Source organism: Pseudochrobactrum algeriensis, from assembly GCF_018436245.1.
GTDB classification, from domain to species: domain Bacteria; phylum Pseudomonadota; class Alphaproteobacteria; order Rhizobiales; family Rhizobiaceae; genus Pseudochrobactrum; species Pseudochrobactrum saccharolyticum.
The window spans coordinates 2618822-2635834 of record NZ_CP075361.1 but is presented as its reverse complement, the minus strand read 5'-3'; the positions used below and the strand labels follow the sequence as shown (position 1 = coordinate 2635834).

The following is a 17013-nucleotide window of genomic DNA, read 5'->3' as shown; positions in this document are numbered from 1 at the left end:
GCCAGACCAGCAGATGATACTTTCGTATATTTATAGCCCAGGAATGCGGTTTAAACAGGTCTAAAGCATCGACTTGTCAAAACGGACGGCGCAATTGCGGCCGCGGGCTTTGGCTGTGTAAAGCGCTTTATCCGCATGGCGGGACATTTGCTCACTCGTGCGGCCGTCCTCGGGTACCAGCAATGTGCCGATACTGACAGCTGAATGAATATCATGCCCGTTGATTTTGAACGGGATGCGAAATGCATCAACCAGACAGTCGGCAATCGTTTTCAGCGTATCATCGCTTTGTGTTTCCGGCAGAATAATACAAAATTCATCACCGCCGATACGGACAGGAATATCGTCTGTGCCCAGAACGGAACGAATTCTTTCTGCCGCCTGCCGCAACAGTCTGTCACCGGCCGGATGTCCGTGCGTGTCATTGATGGTTTTGAAATTATCCATATCCAGCAGCAGGATACCGGCCGAGCGTTTTTCATCAAAATGCTGACGGAGAAACGGCGAGACATATTCCTTCAATGCGCGGCGGTTGTAGAGCTGCGTCAGCGGATCAGTCAGAGAGTTTTTCCATAAATTGGTTTTGTCATTTTGCAAAACAACATTCTTGCGCTGCAGCCGGAGCAGGGCGCTGGCGAGAAGGGCAAAGCGGCGCATTTCCTCGCAATCATCATCACTCAGGGTGCGTGGCTTTGTATCAATGATGCACAAAGCACCCAATGTCAGCCCTGCATCAATCTCCAGCGGAAACCCTGCATAAAAGCGGAAGGACGGATCGCCGGTAACATAGTTTTTGCTGTTGAAAGCGGGATCGCGCGTCATATCCTGCACAATAAACTGACGGCCGGATTTAACGACATAGGTACATGCAGATTGCTCACGCGGACAATCTTCCGCCTTGATGCCTGCCGTTGAGGCGATGCGTTGCCAGTCTTCATCAATAATCGTCACGGCGCAGGATGCCGCGTGGAAAATATTTTTGACAAGTGTTGTGAGAATGTTCAGCTCATCTGTAATTGTGAACTGAGAAGGAAGCAGGCTGCGAACAGATACAAGACGTTCAGCTTCATTCGCAGGGATTTCAAATGGCCGGGTAGCATTCTGACTGATCAAGATATGTTCCAGATTTCTGTTTTATAAGAAAGGTGGCATGCGAAGACGGGTAGTATAAACGACAATGCTGCTGGTCGTGTTTTGGTGTTTTTTCGTTTCGCCAGCAGATGTTACCTCAATATTAGTGCGCTCTTACAAAAAAGGAAACGGGATAATCTGATAAAAAATATCCGAATTATTCCTGAACCATTAATCCGTCGAAAACATCAATCAAGGCATCGGAAATAGCTGAGCCGAGATCGGCTGCAGTTCTGGCCAGTTCTTCTTCATTCATATCGCGTGCTGCCATTGCCAGTGCGGCGCCTTGCTGTGTAACGATTTCCTGCGCGCGCTGAATAGCCCAGAGAGCAAATTCGCTGCGATTGTCAATTGCGACAGTTTCCATAATGTTTCCTGCTGAGGAGAGGGGGAGCTATATCGTTCGATGAAATGCAGATACAAAAAAACCCGCTTGCGCGGGTGTTTTTGTTAAAGACCTTGGTAGTAGTCTTTATATGGTGCCCAGAAGAGGACTCGAACCTCCACGCCCTTGCGAGCGCCAGCACCTGAAGCTGGTGCGTCTACCAATTCCGCCATCTGGGCGTTGAGTGACCGTTTAAAGGGCAGAGTGATTCATGTCAACGGCATTTCATCGAAAATTGCAGAAAATTTGTATTTTTTTGAAGTTTTTTTGTTTTTTCGTCTCAGGATGGAAAATAAAATCATTTCAACACCTTAGACGTGTGTTGTTTTCCACATTATGCAAAGAAAAAAGCCGGACACATGGATGTATCCGGCTTTGAATCACTCTGAGCGAATGGCTCTGATTATGCGCTCAGCACTTTCTTGGAAGCGATCGTGCTGTCTGCATTCAGTTCATAAATGATCGGTACGCCGGTATTCAGCTCCTGCGCAATGATTTCATCGCTGGTCAGACCTTCCAGAGCCATAATCAGGGCGCGCAGGGAATTGCCGTGAGCGGCAACCAGCACTTTTTCACCACGCAATACATGTGGCTGAATGGTGTGCAGATAATAAGGCCAGACGCGTGCACCGGTATCGCGCAGGCTTTCACCGCCCGGAGGCGGCACATCATAGGAGCGGCGCCAGACGTGAACCTGTTCTTCACCCCATTTTGCGCGGGCATCATCCTTGTTGAGGCCGGAAAGATCACCATAGTCGCGCTCATTCAGCGCAACATTGCGGATGGTCTGCAGATCAGACTGACCAAGCTGGTCAAGAATATGCTGACAGGTGATCTGTGCGCGGGACAGATCGGATGTGTAAGCAATATCAAATTTCAGACCGGTATCTTTCAGACGCTGGCCTGCGGCTTTGGCCTCTGCATGGCCCTGTTCGGTCAGGGACGGATCGCGCCAGCCGGTAAACAGGTTTTTCAGATTCCATTCGCTTTGGCCGTGGCGGACAAGAACAAGGGTGCGGGACATAAGTTTATCTCCGATTGAATAGACGAATAAAAACTGGGTCAGAGGCCGAGAACGTCACGCATTGAATAAAGACCCGGTTTTTTGCCGTGTCCCCATAATGCCGCTGCTACCGCGCCTTGTGCGAAGACGGAGCGGTCCTGTGCCTGATGGGATAAAGTGATGCGTTCTGAAAGACCGGCAAAAATCACAGAATGATCCCCGACAACAGAACCGCCACGCAAAGAAGCGAAACCGATTGTGCCGTCCTCGCGTGCGCCGGTATGGCCGTCGCGCACCCTGACACTGTGATCTTTCAGTGTAATGCCACGGCCATCTGCTGCCGCTTCACCAAGGAGCAGGGCAGTGCCGGAAGGGGCATCAACTTTATGCTTATGATGCATTTCGAAGATTTCAATATCGAATGTGGAAGGGCTGAGCGCGCGTGCTGCCTGTTCTACCAATGCAGACAGGAGATTAACCCCGAGGCTCATATTACCGGATTTGATGATTGTCGCATGACGGGCGGCGGCGCGGATCTTTTCTTCATCATCTTCCGAGCAGCCTGTAGTGCCGATCACATGGACAATGCGTGCCTGCGCGGCAAGCGCTGCATAGGTCAGCGTCGAAGCGGGTGTGGTGAAATCCAGCACACCTTGCGCCTCGGCAAAAACCGGCAGCGGATCGGCAGAGATGAGGACGCCGTTTTTACCGCAGCCTGCTATTTCACCGGCATCCTGTCCGACCAGCGGCGAGCCTTCACGCACTATCGCGCCGGACAGTACGGTCTCCGGATTTTCCGCAATGGCGCGGATGAGTGCTTTCCCCATACGTCCGCCTGCGCCGGTGACAACAAGGCGCATCGGGGATGAAGAAGTCTGCATGGCTGAAACAGTTGAGGTCATGACTTATCCGATCAGGGTTTCATTCTCAGGTGCGGATTGCAGCTGGTAGAAGCGGGCGTAAATCCCGTTCTCGATGGAGATGAGATCGGCATGACGGCCTTCTTCAACAATATTACCCGCTTCCATGACGATGATTTTATCCGCACTGACCACAGTCGAAAGACGATGGGCAATCACAATTGTGGTGCGGTCCTTCATGATGGTTTCCAGAGCCTGCTGCACCCGTTTTTCAGAATCATTGTCGAGGGCGGATGTGGCTTCATCGAGCAGCAGGATCGGCGCATTGCGCACGATTGCACGGGCAATGGAAAGACGCTGGCGCTGACCGCCGGAAAGTGTCACGCCGTTTTCACCGACAGGACTGTCGTAACCCTGCGATTGACGGATGATGAATTCATGGGCATTGGCGAGTTTCGCCGCCTCAATGATTTCTTCTTCTGTCGCATCGGGGCGGCCATAGCGGATATTATCGGCAATGGTGCCTTCAAACAGGTAAGGCTGTTGCGAAACATAGGCGATGGAATGGCGCAGTGAATTGACAGTCACACCGGCAATATCCTGATCGTCAATGAGAATACGCCCGTCATTGACATCATAGAAACGCTGGATCAGCGCAATCAATGTGGACTTACCCGCGCCGGACGCACCGACAATGGCCGTTGTTTCGCCGGCTTTTGCGATAAAGCTGACGCCTTTGAGAACCTGCTGATGCTCAGGTGTGCCCTGCGCATGATAGGCAAACTGGACATCTTCAAAACGGACAGTTCCGTTCTGCACTTTCAGTTCAACAGCATCGGGACGATCGCTTTGTGCCGGTTGCAGATCAAGAATTTCATAGATCATACGGGCATTGACAAGCGCACGTTCCAGACTGACTTGCAGACGCGCAAGGCGGCGCGCAGGGTCATAGGCCAGCATCATCGAAGTGATGAAGGCGAACATTGTGCCGGGCGGCTGCTGCTCAGCGATGGCGCGGTAACCGGCATAAGCAATGACGGAAGCGATAGCGATACCGGCGAGAATTTCGGAAATCGGGGTTACACGCTCGGAAACGCTGGCAATTTTGTTGGAGCGGGTTTCAGCCAGTTCGATCAGCCCGTTGATTTTACCGCGCAACTGATCTTCCATCGTGAAGGCTTTCACAATGGCGATACCCTGCGTGGTTTCCTGCATTGCACCGAGCAGATGGGAATTCAGATGCACAACCTCGCGTGTGACTGTGCGGATACGGCGTGACACATAGGTCACGGTCAGAATCAGCGGCGGCGCGATCAGCAGTGAATACAGCGATAAATACGGTTCCTGATAGACCATGATACAGATCAGGCCGACCAGCATCACCGCATCACGCGCCAGCGATGTGATCGTCATATTCATCAGATCGCGCATACCGCCGATATTCTGATTGATCTGCGCTGCCAGATGACCGGAGCGGTGATCATTATAGAAATTCAGCCCCAGCTTCATCAGATGGGCGAAGACACGTTTCTGATAGATCGCGGCCAGATTGTTACCGATCTTGGCCAGTTGCACCGCCTGAATATAGCTACCCAATCCGCGCAAAACAAAAGCGAGCAGGATAGAACCGGCAATATAGGCGATCAGATCGGCGCGCTGCTTGTAGAAAATGTCATTAATGACATCGCGCATAATATAGCCGACAAAAACGGTAGCGCCGGAAATCATCAGGGAGCCGGCAATGGCTTTGGCATAGGATAATTTGTGATCGGAAAAATTTTCAGAAAGCACACGACGGATCATCTGTGTGGTTTCTGCGGGATCAATCTTTTTTTTCTTTTTAAATAAAGTCACGGTCAGGGAAAATCCTGCTGCTGGTTATCTGTAAGCATCGGCAGGGTTTGTTGCGCCTGTCGTCATTCCTTTTCTATAAAGCTGTATAAAGCATTTGACCATGCTCTTTGCGCGAAAGCATGGTCAATAAGGTTTATGACTTATTATAGTTCAGAGCATTTCACCGCCAAATTGGATCAATTTGGCGGCTGTGATAATGCGGCCACTAAAGAATCCAGAGCGAGCACCGTGATTCAATCTGAATACAAACCGCTCTGGAAATCAGCGCCAGCGGCGGCCATCTGTGTGAATGTCAAAACGGGCAGGGGTGCGCGCATAGGCAGAAAGCCCTGCAATAGCTGCCAGCGGATGGGTGATGACATAGACAGGGATGGATTTGAGGATCAGCTGATGCGGTGCTTTATCTTCAAAAGCTGCGCGGAAACTGCCGGTGCGCAAGGCGGAAATAATGCGCTGCGGAATGCCCCCTGACAGATAAACGCCGCCATGTGCCATGAAAATCAGAGCAAGATCACCGGCGAGACGGCCGAGATAAATCACGAAAAGCTCTAAAGTTTCAACAGCCTGTGCATTACTTTTGTCCAGAGCCGCATCGGTGATTTCTGCCGGTGTAACGAGGGACGGTTTTACACCATCGGCCTGACAGATTGCCTTGTAAATATGCTGCAAGCCACGTCCGCAAAGCAGCTGCTCTGCAGAAACACGGCCGTCAATCTTTTCAATAAACGGAAAAATCTGCAGATCACGCTCAGAGCGCGGGCCAAAATCCACATGGCCGCCTTCACCCGGAACCGGAACCCATGTCTGGCGCGAGCGGATCAGACCTGCAACACCAAGCCCTGTGCCGGGGCCCAGAACCACACGCTTTCCGTTCGGATGAGCGGCTGCACCGCCGATATTTTCCAGATGGTGATCGTCGAGAGAGACAACAGCAAGTGCCTGTGCTTCAAAATCATTGAGGACGGTGATGTCCTGCAGGTTGAAGCGCTCCATCATCTGGCGCGGCTTCACAACCCACTGGCAATTGGTGAGCGGAATTTCATCGCCCTCGACAGGGCCGGCAATAGCAATCACTGCCGAGCGCGGCTGGATGGATGTGTGATCCAGAACGACAGTCTGGATTGCATCTTCCAGCGTTGCGAAATCTTTGGTCAGCAGAACCGGAAATTCTTTCGGCTCAGCGTAGGAATCAACCAGAATTGCAAAGCGGGCATTGGTGCCGCCGATATCACCGATAAGGACAGGAAAAACAAAGTTCGGATCGATATTAGGCATTGTTAATACTGCTTCTCACTCTGAATGTTTGTTTTATTGTTGCAGAGAAAGAGCGAAGCGATGATTGCTGTCTGCTCCGGCTCTAAATCGTTTTAATTCTATATCGGATGCGCTGGTTGAAGAAAAGCGCAATAGTGTGACAGATTTGGCGATTACGGTTTCTGCGCGGGCAATGGCACAGACGCCGGTGCTTGCTCCGGTGCAAAGGCACTGGCATTACCGCCCTTCTTCAGACCAAAAGTCACGTCTTGTACAGAAGCCGGAGCCGGTGCATTCAATAGGGATGCGCAGGCTTGCGGCAGTTGCGAGACCATCATAATCTTTGGCGACTTTGGTTTTTCACCGGGTTTCGCAGGTTTTGCCGGTTTCCACGGTTCATCGGTAAACCACCAGTCAAGGGATTTGCCGCAACCGTCATCTTTGCCCGTCGGTTCCTGCGGTTTGCAATCCGGTGATCCGGCCTGACAGCGCAGGCGCACATGGAAATGATAATGGTGCCCCCAGTAAGGACGCACTTTTGCCAGCCAGCTGCGGTCACCGGTTACAGTTTCACAGAGTTGTTTTTTAATGCCGGGATGCACAAACAGCCGCTCTACTTCCGGATAGCCGGCCGCATGTTTGAGCAGTGCCGTGCGTGACGGCGTCCATTTGTTCTGATCCACATAGAGCGAATTTGCTTTGAGCATGGAAACCGCGCTCACATCCTCACGCTCCTGATTGGTGAAGCGGCGGTTTGGCATCGGCGTCAGCCAGATATCAGCATCCAGCCCGACCTGATGGGAAGCGTGACCGGTGAGCATAGGGCCGCCGCGTGGCTGGGAAATGTCACCGACCAGCAAGCCGTTCCAGCCGGTTTTAGCACTATCGCGGGAGAGTTTCTCCAGAAGTGCAATCAGGTTCGGGTGACCCCAGTTGCGGTTACGGGACAGACGCATAACCTGCCAGTTTGGCCCGTCAACCGGCAATGCAACCGCACCGCTGATGCAGCCTTTGGAATAAAATCCGTAGGATTCCGGTGCAGTGACTGACGGTAGTTTGACCGAGCCAAAAGCCTGTTTGGCCGGTGCATCAGCCTGTACGGAAAATAATGCACTGCCTGAGAGGGCAACAGCCAGTCCAACTCTTAAAAATAATGCGGATAATATACGGGGGCGAAACGTCATCAGAACAGGTTCCGGTCATTTATAAATTCGCGGACAGCATCGACTGAGTTGCCTTGGCTGACAAGCGTAAAAATATCACAGTCGCGGCGGGTTCAGACCCCTTCGCCGCTTTGCAGAAGATTTTTCAGCCCTGTCCGATAATCCGGATAAAGCAACTGATAGCCGGTTGCTTTCAATGCGCCATTGGAAGCCCGTTTGCATTCCTGATAAAAAGAGCGCGCCATCGGAGAAAGCTCAGCCGTTTCATAATCGACTGTCGGAGGCGGGGTGACGCCCAATAATTCTGCGGCATAGGAAATGATTTCATGTGCCGGTGCCGGTTCATCATCGGCAAGATTATAAATGCCGCCCTGATTGTTCAGCGCCAGATGTGCCAATGCACCGCCAATGTCTTCCACATGAATACGGTTGAAAACATGGTCCTTTTTAATCAGGCGATGGGCACGGCCTTGTTTGATATTGGCCAGAGCATTGCGTGCCTGCCCCTGAAAAGACGGGCCGTAAATTCCGGCAATCCGTAAAATGGCACAGGCAATATCTGTGCCTTCCACCTGCGCCAGCCATTTTTTCTCGGCGGTCACACGGGCAGCAGAGCGGGCAGAAAGCGGTTTCAGCTCCGATGTTTCATCCACCCATGCGCCCTGATAATCGCCGTAAACACCGATGGTGGACAGATAGCTGATGAAGCGCGCATTCGGCGCGTGATAGGGCAGGCCTTCCGGCATGAGGCGCAGGATCGGGTCTGTTTCATCCGCGCTGCCGGTTAATGGCGCGACAGACGAGACGATATGGGTTGCCTGTTGCAATTCATCGCGCAATGCTGCGCTGAGGCCTTGTTCTGCATCAAAGAAAACTGGTGTGATACCGTTTTTGCGTAAAATTTCTGCCTGTTCCGGACGGCGGACAGTTCCGGTGATTGAGTTGATTTTTGCTGCCGGATTTTGCTTGAGTGCTTCGATAAAATAATGAGCGGAATAGCCGGAGCCGAACAGAAAAATATGCATTATTTGTTTCTCTCAATTTGCGCTGCGGCAATCAGCCATTCTTCGATCACTTCCGCGTCTTGTTCAAGGGGAAGATGCTGGTTTTTCTGATGCAAAAATTGCTGCACATCAGCCAGTTGAGACAATGCCCAGACAGCTGCCCCGCGTGTTACAGGTGCGGGATCACTCAGTAATTGCTCAACAATTGGGAGATAGGCTGGATTATTCGAATTCCCGACTGCAATCAGCACATTACGGATAAAGCGGTCACGCCCGATACGCTTGACCGGCGAGCCGCTGAACAGCGTGCGGAAAGCGGGATCATCGAGTTGCAGCAGAGTATCAAGAGCGGGTTCTTTCAGCTCTTCCCGTGCTTGTAATTTGGCCTCTCTGGAGACCTGCGCGAATTTGTTCCACGGACAGGCCGACAGACAGTCATCACAACCATAGATACGGTTGCCCATCATGGTGCGAAATTCGTGCGGGATGGGGCCTTTGTTTTCAATGGTGAGATAGGAAATGCAGCGCCGCGCATCAATCTGATAGGGGGCAGGAAAGGCATCCGTCGGGCAGGCATCAAGACAGGCGCGGCATTTGCCGCAACTGTCTTTGCCCGCACGATCGGGTTCCAGATCCGCGGTGGTGAAAATCGAGCCGAGAAACAGCCATGAGCCATATTCGCGGCTCACCATATTGGTGTGTTTCCCCTGCCAGCCCATGCCTGCGGACACCGCCAGCGGCTTTTCCATCACCGGAGCTGTATCTACAAAAACTTTTACCTCATGGCCGGTTCGTGCCGCAAAGCGGCTGGCCATATGTTTGAGTTTGCCTTTGATAATATCGTGATAATCGCGGTTCTGCGCATAGACCGAGATCGCCCCGCAGTCTTTTTTGCTTTGTAAGTCACGCGGGTCGTGGTCAGGGCCGTAATTCATCGCCAGCATGACGATGGAGCGCACTTCATGCCAAAGCTCAGACGGATTTGAACGGCGGTCTGCCGTTTCTTCCAGCCATTCCATGGAGCCATGGCGGCCGTGATCGAGAAAATAGCGCAACCGCTGCGGTGCCTGCGGAATGGCGTCCGGCGTCGTAATCGCCACAACGTCAAAACCGACTGCTGCGGCCTCTTCCATTAAGAAGCGCTTCAGACGGACGGCAGGCGGCTCATCGCTTTTCGGCAGAGGTTTCTTTGGAGCGCGATCAGAAGTCGAGGTCGCCATAATGGGATGCCGGAAAAATGCCGCGCACACGATCAGCGAGAAGCGGACGGAAAGAAGGACGGGATTTCATGCGCGCATACCATTCGCGGGTAGCACGGTGTTCTGCCCACTCAATCTCCCCCAGATAATCGAGAATGGAAATACCGGCAGCCGCTGCCATATCGGCATAGCTTGGTGTATCACCGGCCAGCCAGTTGCGGGTCGCGGCCAGCCAGTCTGTATAGCGCAGATGCTGGCGGATATTGGCACGGGCGGCGCGGATTGCTGTGGAATCCGGCGCGGATGAACCCATTTCCTGCGACATCTGTAATTTGAACACGCGTTCACGGGCAAGATGACGGGTGACTTCATTTTCAAATTTAATCAGAAACCAGTCGACGAGACGGCGCACTTCAGCGCGCTCCATCGGGGTTTCCGGCAGCAGGCGGCGATTGCGCTTCAGCGCACCGCGGGTCTCATCCATATATTCGGCGATCACTGTGGCCCCGACAACCGGCCAGTCATTCTCGGCCAGCAAGACCGGCAAAGTTCCGGCAGGATTGAGTGCCAGAAACTCTTTTCTGCGTGACCACGGACGTTCCTCAATCATTTCCGCTTCCACGCCATATTCATTGAGAATCAGACGGACATAACGGGAGGTTGTAGACATCGGATGGTGAAACAGCGTGAGCATGTGGTTCGATAGTACTTTCAGGTGTGGCTTGGAAGCGGCATGGTCTGGGACATTGCCACCGGTGAGCCGGTAATCGGACTGAATAATCTGCCAGCTTGTAGCCGATCTGCAAAAGAGTCAGACCTTACAGAGGGTTCCGGTCCGGCAGAGGGTTAAGCCTGAGCGGCAGATGAGGGGTTAGATTAAAACATCAGACGCAATAAAAATGCGGTTGTAGAGCATTTTGCGTAATTATACAGGCTTCCTATAAATAATTGGTTAGGACGGGTGAGTTACATAAAGATGCATTGCATTTTGAGTAAAAACATTTCAACAGGCTGAATTTAAGGCAGGGTGATTGTTTTTCTGCTCATGTTCAGCTTGCTGACAGGATGTCTGTTTAAATCAGATGTTTAAAGCCTGTCAGAACCGGCAGCAATATTTATATAACGCAGACAAAGGTATTCAGCATTATGGACGCATGGGCAATATTCGAGGCTGCGATTCTCGGTCTTCTGGAAGGTCTGACTGAGTTTCTGCCGGTTTCGTCTACAGGCCATCTTTTGCTGGCAGGACATTTTCTTGGCTTTGAATCAACCGGCCGCACTTTTGAGGTGCTGATTCAGCTTGGTGCTATTCTCGCAATCTTAAGTGTTTATTTCGGACGTTTGTGGAAGCTGCTGACTGATCTGCCGCGGGATGCGGGTGCAAGACGTTTTGCAACCGGAATCATATTGGCCTTTTTACCGGCGGCCGTGATCGGAGCACTGGCACATAGCTATATCAAGCAGGTTTTGTTTGAAACGCCGGTGCTGGTCTGTTCGATGCTGATTGTCGGCGGCTTTGTTCTTCTGTGGGTGGATCGCCTGCCGCTGCGTCCGCGCTATAATGATGTGACGCAATATCCGCTGAAAATGTGCTTCATGATCGGTCTTGTGCAGTGCCTGGCAATGATTCCGGGTGTGTCCCGCTCCGGTTCGACCATTGTCGGTGCTTTGCTGATGGGTTCGGACAAACGCTCTGCTGCAGAATTTTCGTTTTTTCTGGCAATGCCGACAATGGCCGGTGCTTTTGCCTATGATCTTTATAAAAATCATGCGCTGCTTTCGACCAATGATATGGCGCAGATTGGTATCGGCTTTGTTGCGGCTTTCATCTCCGGTGTGATTGTTGTGCGTTATTTGCTGGATTATGTTTCCCGCCACGGTTTTGCATTATTTGCCTGGTGGCGACTGATCGTCGGTTCCGCCGGTCTGGCCGCGTTGATGGTCTGGGGCTAAGCTTCAAATATCAGAAACAGAAAAGGCCCCGCGAGGGGCCTTTATTGTATTCAGTTTATGACCGTTTTAGCGGGCAAGGCTTGCCTTGTCATACTGACCCAGCACACGGTAGCGCCAGAGATAGGATGGCAGGATTGCATCAATTGCCTGTGGTTTGATGCCAAGACCTTCCAGTGTCAGGTCAGCATCCGCAGCTTCCTGTGAAACCACATTATTGCTCTTCAGCAATTTAACATGGTCGCTGGTCAGCGGCGGGTTTGGCAACAGGCCGAGAATCTTGCCCTGCAGGCTGGCAACCCACCAAGGCAGGTTGATGAAGGCGCGCTTGCGGCCGATCACTTCCAGCGAAATTTCCATGCAACGACGCAGGGTCAGAACTTCCGCACCACCCAGCTCATAGGCTTTGCCTGCCTGCAATTTACCTTCAACTGCGCGGGCAATCACTTCAGCCACATCACCGACATAAACCGGCTGGAACTGGGTCTTGCCGCCGCCGATCAGAGGCATGAACGGGGAGAAGCGGGACATGCTGGCGAATTTGTTGAAGAACTGGTCTTCAGGGCCGAAAATCACGCTCGGACGCAGAATGACCGCATCCGGCTTTACGCTCAGTACCTGACGTTCTGCTTCTGCTTTGGTGCGGGCATATTCGGATGCGCTTTTCAAATCTGCACCGAGTGCCGACATATGCAGCAGTGGCAGACCGGCAGCGGCAGCAACTTCAGCTACATGTTTCGCGCCGATGGCATGAACAGTGTTGAAACGCTGTTTGCCGCCTTCAGCCAGAATACCAACCAGATTAACAACATAATCCGCGCCTTTGACGGCACGTTCAATTGACCAGCGATGGCGGATATTGGCCTGAACCAGCTGGATCTGACCGATATTGCCAAGCGGCTGCATGTAATAAGCAACTTCCGGTTTTCGCACAGCAACACGCACACGGTAACCGCGCCGTGCCAGTGCATCAACCACATGACGCCCGACAAAACCTGAACCACCGAAAACTGTAACCAGCTTAGGTGTTGTGCGGTGATTAAGCGTTTGCGTGTCCATGACCTGTCTCCTGCGCCGGTCCTATTGCGGCATGATAACTGCTAGCGATGTGTCCATCTCTATGCAGTAAACTTTCCAGTGCTGCCCCGCGATGTCTTGCGCGTTCTGCCAGCTTTGGGGTCACGCTTTACTGGTTTTTTGCCGTTTCGCAAAGGGGACATAATGCACCATACCCCGAAAGATTACACTTTAAGCTTTGTTTTGCCCCGATTTGCATGAATCCCCTTTGCCTTTGCGCAAATCTGCTGCTAAATCGCGCGCATGAGCACACCACTTGACCATATCCGGAATTTTTCCATCGTCGCCCATATTGATCATGGGAAGTCGACACTTGCCGACCGTTTGATTCAAGCAACCGGCGGCCTTGATAATCGTGAAATGAAAGAGCAGGTGCTCGACTCGATGGATATCGAGCGCGAGCGCGGCATCACGATCAAGGCGCAGACCGTTCGCCTGAATTATCGTGCGAAAAACGGTGAGGACTATGTTCTCAACCTGATCGACACGCCGGGCCACGTTGACTTTGCCTATGAAGTTTCCCGTTCACTGGCGGCCTGTGAAGGTTCGCTGCTGGTGGTGGACGCTTCTCAGGGCGTGGAAGCGCAGACGCTGGCCAATGTTTATCAGGCAATCGACAATAATCATGATCTGGTTGTTGTGCTGAACAAGATTGATTTGCCTGCGGCTGATCCTGAGCGCGTGAAAGAGCAGGTTGAAGATGTGATCGGTATCGATGCATCGGATGCCGTGGAAATCTCGGCGAAAAGCGGTCTGGGTATTCCGGATGTGCTGGAAGCGATTGTTGAGCGCCTGCCACCGCCAAAAGAAGGCGACCGTGATGCACCGCTCAAAGCCATGCTGGTGGATAGCTGGTATGACACTTATCTCGGTGTGATCGTGCTGGTTCGCATCATCGACGGTGTGCTGAAAAAAGGCCAGACCATCCGTATGATGGGCACAGGTGCCAAATATCCGGTGGAGCGCGTCGGCGTATTCACACCGAAAATGGTGGCTGTTGAAGATCTGGGGCCGGGTGAGCTTGGCTTTATCACCGCTTCGATCAAGGAAGTGGCGGATACCCGCGTTGGTGATACGATCACCGAAGACAAACGTCCGACAACAACCATGCTGCCGGGTTTCAAACCTGCTCAGCCGGTGGTGTTCTGCGGTCTGTTCCCTGTGGATGCGGCTGATTTTGAAGATTTGCGTGCTGCCATGGGCAAGCTGCGTCTCAATGATGCGAGCTTCTCCTTTGAAATGGAAACATCGGCCGCTCTGGGCTTTGGTTTCCGTTGCGGTTTCCTCGGGCTGTTGCATCTTGAAATCATTCAGGAACGTCTTTCCCGCGAGTTTGATCTTGATCTGATCGCTACCGCACCTTCCGTTGTTTATCGCATGAATATGCTCGACGGTTCGGTGAAGGAACTGCACAATCCGGCGGATATGCCGGATGTGGTGAAAATCACTTCTATTGAAGAGCCGTGGATTAAAGCGACGATTCTGACGCCGGATGATTATCTCGGTTCGATCCTGAAACTCTGTCAGGAGCGTCGTGGTATTCAGGTCGATCTGTCTTATGTCGGCCCGCGTGCGATGGTGACCTATGAACTGCCGCTCAACGAAGTGGTGTTCGATTTCTACGATCGCCTGAAGTCGATTTCCAAAGGTTATGCATCTTTCGATTATAATCTGTCGGAATATAAAGAAGGTGATCTGGTGAAGATGTCGATCCTCGTCAATGACGAGCCGGTTGATGCGCTCTCCATGCTGGTACACCGTTCTGCCGCTGAAAAACGTGGCCGCGTGCTGTGTGAGAAGCTGAAAGACCTGATCCCGCAGCATATGTTCAAAATTCCGATTCAGGCGGCAATTGGCGGACGTATTGTTGCGCGTGAGACGATCTCGGCTCTGCGTAAGGATGTGACGGCTAAATGTTACGGTGGTGACGTTTCGCGTAAGCGCAAACTTCTGGAAAAGCAGAAGGAAGGTAAGAAGCGCATGCGTCAGTTCGGTAAGGTGGAAATTCCGCAGGAAGCCTTCATTCAGGCGCTTAAAATGGGTGATGAATAATCACTTCAGAGATTTCGAGCAGACCCGCCTTCAGGCGGGTTTGTTTTAGAGCATTTCCAGCAAAAGTGGGAACCGGTTTTGCGTAGGAAAATGCGTAAAACAAAAGAGTAGAGTGGTTCTAACGATTCAATATGAACGGGAACGCTCTACTTAATATAGGATATTTCGATATGACTGCTAAGCCACGTATTACCATTGAATATTGTATCCAGTGTAACTGGATGCTCCGTGCTGCATGGGCGGCTCAGGAATTGTTGCAGGCATTCGGTGACGAAGTCGGCGAGATCGCGCTTATTCCGGGCGGCGATGGCAATTACATCATCCGCCTGAATGAGCAGGTGGTATGGGATCGTAAAGCTGAAAACGGCTTTCCGGAAAGTGATGCACTGGTTGCCCGTATTCGTGAGACAATGAAGGGCTGATCAGGCTTTGGTCTTTATGTAATATATAAAGACGTAACTAGCTGATTTTTATTGTAGAATTAAAGTCGGATGCAATGTGCGTCCGGCTTTTTTATTTGTCGGGCAAAGTGTTGCGGGCATCATTTGAGACGGAGATTCCGCTGCGGTTGTCCGGTTTTTGTGCGGATATATATGAGCTGCATAGACGCGGATTGCTGGTTTCGTCTTTATTTATTGCGGCGCAGATAGCTGAAATGGTTAATTTTACTGCCTAAAATAAGGCTCTGTTGTGCCTTGAGCGGGATTTTTGCCTCATTCTGTAAAGGCTTATAATCCCGTTCTCAGAGATAGATTCCGTAAAATTGTTTTCTATAAAAAGCGTGGTGCCGGAGCGCTGCCATTCTGCGGCAAGGATTGTTGCTGCGGCGCTTTTTTCTGTTCGTGATTATCCGGATTATCGCCCAGTTCCAATGCCTCAATCTTCGCACTGCGACGGGTGACTTTGGAGGATGAGATCAGAATATCGTCAATGTCGCGGCTGGCCTGTGAAAAATGGGTTTGTAATTTGCGCACACGCTCATCAAGGCGCGATACATCATCCATCAGCCGCACAACCTCTCCCTGAATGAGATGTGCCTGTTCCCGCATCCGCGCATCTTTGAGCACGGACTGGATGACCTGAATGGAGAGCATCAGCAGGGAGGGGGAGACAATGACCACGCGGGAACGGTGCGCCCGCTGAATAATCACCTCAAAATTCTCGTGAATTTCCGCAAAGATCGATTCTGACGGCACAAACAGAAAAGCCGTATCCTGTGTTTCTCCGCTGATGAAATATTTGGCGGCAATGTCACGGATATGAACTTCCATATCACGGCGAAAAAGCTGCTCGTAATGACGTTTGGCTTCCGGTGTCTCAGAGGCCTTCAATGCATTCCAGCTTTCCAGCGGGAATTTGGCATCGACCACTAATGAGGCTGTGCCGTTGGGCATCCGCACCAGACAATCGGGGCGCATACCATTAGAGAGTGTAGCCTGAAACTCATAGGCACCCATTGGCAGACCGTCGGCAATGATTGCTTCCATACGCGACTGGCCGAAAGCGCCGCGCGTCTGCTTATTGGCGAGGATGGCTTGCAATTGCACAACCTGGCCGGCGAGCGACTGGATGTTGTTCTGCGCGGTGTCGATCACCGCCAGCCGCTCCTGCAACTTGCTTAAGTTTTCATGGGTCGAGCGGGTCTGTTCATTGATACTGCGGCCAAGATGACTGGTCATACCATCGAGCCGGTCGCGGATAGATTTGTTGAGTTCTGCCTGTCTGGCGCCGAAAAGCTCTGCCATCGTCTGCATCCGGCCCTGCATTTCTGCCTGACTTTTCAGGATCGACTGCATTTGCATTTCTGCCTCGCGCGCCCGCTCTTCCGACTGGAATTGTGCATGCAACATCGTCCTGCTGTTACGGCCGGACAGCCAGAACAGCAGGAGGATGATGAGCAGTACAAAACCGCCCGCCGCCAGCAAAAACTGGGCGGGGCTGAGGCCGAGAGCACCCGCAAAGGATGCCGGTATTTCTGAAGCAGATAATGTTTCCATAGATAAAGATTACACGATTCGCGGTAAATATAGGAATAAAACGTGAACAAATTTTTGTTCATCTCATGTAATTTATTGACGGCG

15 protein-coding genes and 1 tRNA gene are annotated in these 17013 nt (G+C 51.9%); 3 read left to right on the top strand and 13 right to left on the bottom strand.

The window, feature by feature from the left end:
- Positions 1-60: 60 nt before the first annotated feature.
- The 11 genes from KHQ09_RS14210 to KHQ09_RS14160 all read right to left on the bottom strand — a co-directional run bounded on the left by KHQ09_RS14210 (position 61) and on the right by KHQ09_RS14160 (position 10547).
- On the bottom strand, positions 61-1113 hold the full coding sequence (locus KHQ09_RS14210) for a sensor domain-containing diguanylate cyclase (RefSeq protein ID WP_238481644.1): 1053 nt from the start codon (positions 1111-1113) through the stop codon (positions 61-63).
- Positions 1114-1288: 175 nt separating this feature from the next.
- Positions 1289-1498 (bottom strand): hypothetical protein, encoded by a 210-nt coding sequence (locus tag KHQ09_RS14205; protein ID WP_116088899.1) that lies wholly within the window; start codon positions 1496-1498, stop codon positions 1289-1291.
- Between the two features lie 110 nt (positions 1499-1608).
- Positions 1609-1695 (bottom strand) — tRNA-Leu (locus KHQ09_RS14200).
- Positions 1696-1919: 224 nt separating this feature from the next.
- Complete coding sequence (locus KHQ09_RS14195) at positions 1920-2540, bottom strand: 2,3-bisphosphoglycerate-dependent phosphoglycerate mutase (protein WP_213598905.1); 621 nt, start codon at positions 2538-2540, stop codon at positions 1920-1922.
- 38 nt (positions 2541-2578) lie between these two features.
- Entirely contained in the window at positions 2579-3400 is an 822-nt protein-coding gene (dapB, locus tag KHQ09_RS14190) for a 4-hydroxy-tetrahydrodipicolinate reductase (protein ID WP_420801484.1), read from the bottom strand.
- Positions 3401-3424: 24 nt separating this feature from the next.
- Positions 3425-5233: an ABC transporter ATP-binding protein gene (locus tag KHQ09_RS14185; protein ID WP_213630854.1), complete on the bottom strand. Its 1809-nt coding sequence runs from the start codon at positions 5231-5233 to the stop codon at positions 3425-3427.
- Positions 5234-5494: 261 nt separating this feature from the next.
- Complete coding sequence (locus KHQ09_RS14180) at positions 5495-6508, bottom strand: glucokinase (RefSeq protein WP_022712457.1); 1014 nt, start codon at positions 6506-6508, stop codon at positions 5495-5497.
- Positions 6509-6660: 152 nt separating this feature from the next.
- A complete protein-coding gene (gene mepA / locus KHQ09_RS14175) occupies positions 6661-7671 on the bottom strand; it encodes a penicillin-insensitive murein endopeptidase (protein WP_213598901.1) in 1011 nt (336 codons plus the stop codon).
- A 92-nt stretch (positions 7672-7763) separates the two neighbouring features.
- Complete coding sequence (locus KHQ09_RS14170) at positions 7764-8675, bottom strand: NAD-dependent epimerase/dehydratase family protein (protein WP_213598899.1); 912 nt, start codon at positions 8673-8675, stop codon at positions 7764-7766.
- On the bottom strand, positions 8675-9874 hold the full coding sequence (queG, locus tag KHQ09_RS14165; protein ID WP_213598898.1) for a tRNA epoxyqueuosine(34) reductase QueG: 1200 nt from the start codon (positions 9872-9874) through the stop codon (positions 8675-8677). Before queG ends, KHQ09_RS14170 begins: the two co-directional genes overlap by 1 nt.
- Positions 9855-10547, bottom strand: coding sequence for a glutathione S-transferase family protein (locus KHQ09_RS14160; RefSeq protein ID WP_075657062.1), 693 nt, complete (start codon positions 10545-10547; stop codon positions 9855-9857). The genes queG and KHQ09_RS14160 overlap by 20 nt, the downstream gene beginning before the upstream one ends.
- A gap of 452 nt (positions 10548-10999) precedes the next feature.
- Here KHQ09_RS14160 and KHQ09_RS14155 point away from each other — a divergent pair, with 452 nt between their 5' ends.
- Complete coding sequence (locus KHQ09_RS14155; protein WP_116088893.1) at positions 11000-11806, top strand: undecaprenyl-diphosphate phosphatase; 807 nt, start codon at positions 11000-11002, stop codon at positions 11804-11806.
- 66 nt (positions 11807-11872) lie between these two features.
- Here KHQ09_RS14155 and KHQ09_RS14150 read toward each other — a convergent pair whose 3' ends face one another.
- Positions 11873-12862 (bottom strand): complex I NDUFA9 subunit family protein, encoded by a 990-nt coding sequence (locus KHQ09_RS14150; protein WP_213598897.1) that lies wholly within the window; start codon positions 12860-12862, stop codon positions 11873-11875.
- Positions 12863-13123: 261 nt separating this feature from the next.
- Here KHQ09_RS14150 and lepA point away from each other — a divergent pair, with 261 nt between their 5' ends.
- Together lepA and KHQ09_RS14140 are read left to right on the top strand one after the other, a co-directional pair.
- A complete protein-coding gene (lepA, locus tag KHQ09_RS14145; RefSeq protein ID WP_022712466.1) occupies positions 13124-14932 on the top strand; it encodes a translation elongation factor 4 in 1809 nt (602 codons plus the stop codon).
- Positions 14933-15102: 170 nt separating this feature from the next.
- On the top strand, positions 15103-15354 hold the full coding sequence (locus tag KHQ09_RS14140) for an Rdx family protein (RefSeq protein ID WP_116088892.1): 252 nt from the start codon (positions 15103-15105) through the stop codon (positions 15352-15354).
- A gap of 348 nt (positions 15355-15702) precedes the next feature.
- Here KHQ09_RS14140 and KHQ09_RS14135 read toward each other — a convergent pair whose 3' ends face one another.
- Positions 15703-16929, bottom strand: a complete 1227-nt coding sequence (locus KHQ09_RS14135) for a DNA recombination protein RmuC (RefSeq protein ID WP_213598896.1) — start codon at positions 16927-16929, stop codon at positions 15703-15705.
- Positions 16930-17013: the final 84 nt, after the last annotated feature.

Excerpts from the sequence above, each read along its gene's own strand:
- KHQ09_RS14205 (WP_116088899.1), bottom strand. The coding sequence starts at position 1,498 with ATGGAAACTGTCGCAATTGACAATCGCAGCGAATTTGCTCTCTGGGCT.
- KHQ09_RS14195 (WP_213598905.1), bottom strand. The coding sequence starts at position 2,540 with ATGTCCCGCACCCTTGTTCTTGTCCGCCACGGCCAAAGCGAATGGAAT.
- dapB (WP_420801484.1), bottom strand. The coding sequence starts at position 3,400 with ATGCAGACTTCTTCATCCCCGATGCGCCTTGTTGTCACCGGCGCAGGC.
- KHQ09_RS14180 (WP_022712457.1), bottom strand. The coding sequence starts at position 6,508 with ATGCCTAATATCGATCCGAACTTTGTTTTTCCTGTCCTTATCGGTGAT.
- mepA (WP_213598901.1), bottom strand. The coding sequence starts at position 7,671 with ATGACGTTTCGCCCCCGTATATTATCCGCATTATTTTTAAGAGTTGGA.
- KHQ09_RS14170 (WP_213598899.1), bottom strand. The coding sequence starts at position 8,675 with ATGCATATTTTTCTGTTCGGCTCCGGCTATTCCGCTCATTATTTTATC.
- queG (WP_213598898.1), bottom strand. The coding sequence starts at position 9,874 with ATGGCGACCTCGACTTCTGATCGCGCTCCAAAGAAACCTCTGCCGAAA.
- KHQ09_RS14160 (WP_075657062.1), bottom strand. The coding sequence starts at position 10,547 with ATGCTCACGCTGTTTCACCATCCGATGTCTACAACCTCCCGTTATGTC.
- KHQ09_RS14155 (WP_116088893.1), top strand. The coding sequence starts at position 11,000 with ATGGACGCATGGGCAATATTCGAGGCTGCGATTCTCGGTCTTCTGGAA.
- KHQ09_RS14150 (WP_213598897.1), bottom strand. The coding sequence starts at position 12,862 with ATGGACACGCAAACGCTTAATCACCGCACAACACCTAAGCTGGTTACA.
- lepA (WP_022712466.1), top strand. The coding sequence starts at position 13,124 with ATGAGCACACCACTTGACCATATCCGGAATTTTTCCATCGTCGCCCAT.
- KHQ09_RS14140 (WP_116088892.1), top strand. The coding sequence starts at position 15,103 with ATGACTGCTAAGCCACGTATTACCATTGAATATTGTATCCAGTGTAAC.
- KHQ09_RS14135 (WP_213598896.1), bottom strand. The coding sequence starts at position 16,929 with ATGGAAACATTATCTGCTTCAGAAATACCGGCATCCTTTGCGGGTGCT.